This is a genomic window from Kitasatospora sp. NPDC059160 (assembly GCF_042755465.1).
GTDB lineage: Bacteria > Actinomycetota > Actinomycetes > Streptomycetales > Streptomycetaceae > Kitasatospora.
In genome coordinates this window covers 25144-27668 of sequence record NZ_JBHZCN010000119.1, presented here as the reverse complement: position 1 = coordinate 27668, position 2525 = coordinate 25144, and the positions used below count along the sequence as shown (strand labels likewise).

Below are 2525 nucleotides of genomic sequence, written 5' to 3'. Positions count from 1 at the left end.
GCGGGGGGGGGGGGGGGGGGGGGGGGGCCCGCCGGGGGGGGGGGGGGGGCGGGGCCCCCCCCCCCCCCCCCCCCGCCGCTGCGTCCGTTCCCGGAGCCGGTTGTCAGTGGTGCCGGTCACGATGGAGGAGCACGGACCACCCGGTCCGGGCGCTGCCTCGGAACGGGGGAGACCATGACCATCAGCCGTCCTGAGCCCGTCACCGCCCGCCTCCACTCCGCCGCCCTGCCACCCACCCCGTCCATCCCGCCCGCCCCTGGCTCCGCCGGGCGGGACGTCCACCCCGTGCTGCGCCGGGCCGCCGCGCCACCGGCCGCCCTCGACCTGCTCGCCGACGCCCACCGCACGCTGGCCCGCGCCCGCGTGCTGGAGGATCCGCTGGAGCGCTACGCCACCGCGCACCTGGCCGCGCTGCGCACGGTGGCCGCCGTGCTGGCCGTCCGCGGCCGGCCGGAGAAGAACCCGCGCCGGCGGAAGGCCATCCGCAGCGCCTGGGAGGTGCTGCCCGAAGTCGCCCCGGAACTGGCCGAGTGGGCGCTCTACTACGGCGCCGGCGCCCGCCGCCGGGCCGCCGCCGAGGCCGGCATCTGGGGCGCCGCCTCGGCCCGCGACGCCGACGACCTGATCCGCAACTCCGCGCTGTTCCTGCGCTTGGTCGAGCGGCTGCTCGGCCTGCGCCCAACCCCACCCGCACCCCGGCTGCCGCTCGACGGGGACGAGCCGCCCGGCGCGGGCGGAGCGGCCGCGCGGCAGGCTTAAGGTGGGAGGCATCCTGATCGATCTGCACGTGCCAAGGAGCCCGACCGTGTACCCGACGCGTCCCCGCAGTGCCCTGCGTACCGCCGTGGTCTGGGAGGTGGTACGGGCAGCCCTGGAGAAGCGGGCGGCCGAGCTGGACCAGCCGGTGCTCGACGTGGTCGACACCGGCGGCGGCACCGGCAACTTCGCCGTGCCGGTGGCCAAGCTCGGCCACCGGGTCACCGTGGTCGACCCGAGCCCGGACGCGCTGTTCGCGCTGGAGCGCCGGGCCGCCGAGGCCGGGGTAACGGACCTGGTCCGGGCCGTCCAGGGCGACACCCAGACGCTGCCCGAGCTGGTCGCCCCCGGCACCGTGGACGCGGTGCTCTGCCACGGCGTGCTGGAGGTCGTGGACGACCCGGCCGAGTCGCTCGGCAGTCTGGCCGCCACCCTGCGCAAGGGCGGCCTGGTCAGCCTGCTGGCCGCCAACCGCAACGGCGCCGTGCTGGCCCGCGCGCTGGCCGGCCACTTCAACGAGGCCCGTACGGTGCTCTCCGCCGAGGACGGGCGCTGGGGCGAGCAGGACCCGATGCCGCGCCGCTTCACCGGTGAGGAACTGGGCCGACTGGCCGAGGGCGCGGGCCTGCGGGTGGAGTCGGTGCACGGCGTCCGGGTCTTCGCCGACCTGGTGCCCGGGGTCCTGGTGGACACCGAGCCGGGCGCCATGGAGGCGCTGCTCAAGCTGGAGGAGGCCGCTGCCGCGCAGCCCGCCTTCCACGCCGTGGCCACCCAGCTGCACCTGCTGGCCACCCTCGCCTGACCCCGCCCGGAGCCCCCGCGGCACCCGTCCGCTGCCGTCCGGTCCGCGCACCGTCCGGCGGCGGTTCGCTTCCCGGACGACCCCCGGACACCCGCCCCTCGCCCGGCTGTGCGCCGGATCATCCCCGGCTCCGGGCCGATTCCATCGGGTCGGGCACTTGTCCGATCCGTCCGGCGTTGACCCGGGTGCGGCCCCGCCCGGTCGAAGTGGCCCGTCCCACGCGGCGCAGACCACTCCGTAACGGGGCCCCGGACCGTATGATCTGGGTAAAGCCGGTAAGCATGACAGCCGGATGCGTGGGGCATATGGACGACACGGGCCGGGTCCCCCGCACGGGCGTCCGACCGTGTGCCCAAGGCTGATTGGACTGGCCTCTCCGACCGGGGAGGCGGACCGGTCGCACCCGCGACCGACGAGTAGGAGGACTCCGTGCCGCTCTCGGAGCACGAGCAGCGACTGCTCGACCAGATGGAGCGAGCGCTGTATGCCGAAGATCCCAAATTCGCGTCAGCGCTTGAGGGAACCGGGCTGCGCACCTTTACCCGTCGGCGGGTCTACCTGGCCGTCGCCGGCTTCGTGGTGGGGATCGGTCTGCTGATGGGCGGCATGGTCGTTCCGGACCAGATCTGGGTCAGCGTCGTCGGTTTCCTGGTGATGCTCGGGTGCGCGGTGTTCGCGGTGACCGGCTGGCGCCGGGCGCCCGCGGGCCAGGGCTCCGGCCCCCGGCAGGCCGCGGCCCCGCGCCGCAAGGCCGGGATGATGGACCGGGTGGAGCAGCGCTGGCAGCGCCGCCGGGACGAGCAGACCGGCGGGTTCTGAGCCGCAGGGCCGGTCGGGGCGTCGAGGACAGACGACGAGAGCCGGGGCGGGGGGGGGGGCCGCCGGGCGCCCCCCGGGGCGCGGGGGCGGCCGGCGCCCGGGGGGGGCCCCAGGGGCGGCCCCGGAGGCCGCGGCCCCGGCCCGGGGC

3 protein-coding genes are annotated in these 2525 nt (G+C 77.0%); all 3 read left to right on the top strand.

Features of this window, described 5'->3' with window-relative positions; genetic code table 11:
- Positions 1-174 precede the first annotated feature (174 nt).
- Positions 175-759 carry an SAV_6107 family HEPN domain-containing protein gene (locus ACFXOZ_RS35675; protein ID WP_380594056.1) on the top strand — a complete coding sequence of 195 codons (585 nt, stop codon included), beginning with the start codon at positions 175-177 and terminating at the stop codon, positions 757-759.
- 46 nt (positions 760-805) lie between these two features.
- Positions 806-1558 (top strand): methyltransferase domain-containing protein, encoded by a 753-nt coding sequence (locus ACFXOZ_RS35670; protein ID WP_375893236.1) that lies wholly within the window; start codon positions 806-808, stop codon positions 1556-1558.
- A 429-nt stretch (positions 1559-1987) separates the two neighbouring features.
- Complete coding sequence (locus tag ACFXOZ_RS35665) at positions 1988-2377, top strand: DUF3040 domain-containing protein (RefSeq protein WP_350515624.1); 390 nt, start codon at positions 1988-1990, stop codon at positions 2375-2377.
- Positions 2378-2525: the final 148 nt, after the last annotated feature.

Excerpts from the sequence above, each read along its gene's own strand:
- ACFXOZ_RS35675 (WP_380594056.1), top strand. The coding sequence starts at position 175 with ATGACCATCAGCCGTCCTGAGCCCGTCACCGCCCGCCTCCACTCCGCC.